Source organism: Burkholderia sp. SIMBA_051, assembly GCF_046534915.1.
Classification (GTDB): Bacteria; Pseudomonadota; Gammaproteobacteria; order Burkholderiales; family Burkholderiaceae; genus Burkholderia; species Burkholderia ambifaria.
Window position 1 is genome coordinate 1 of record NZ_JAWRXS010000450.1, and the last position, 261, is coordinate 261.

General features: G+C 68.2%; 1 pseudogene. It reads left to right on the forward strand.

Features of this window, described 5'->3' with window-relative positions:
• Positions 1–42 precede the first annotated feature (42 nt).
• Positions 43–261, forward strand: a pseudogene (locus tag SB771_RS35240) (3D-(3,5/4)-trihydroxycyclohexane-1,2-dione acylhydrolase (decyclizing)); the annotation flags it as partial.

Below are 261 nucleotides of genomic sequence, written 5' to 3' on the forward strand. Positions count from 1 at the left end.
GCATGCGGCGGGTTCGCATACCATCCGTCAGGAGCAGGCAGCATGAACCAACGTGCGTTGCATCACGATGTGACGACCTCGCCTGAAACGGCCGCGCAGGTGTCGGCTGACGGCACGATCCGTCTGACGGCCGCGCAGGCCGTGGTCCGCTATCTCGCCGCGCAACGCGTCGAGACGGAAGACGGCACGGGCACCGAGCCGCTGTTCGGCGGCGTGTTCGCGATCTTCGGGCATGGCAATGTCGCGGGCCTCGGCGAGGCG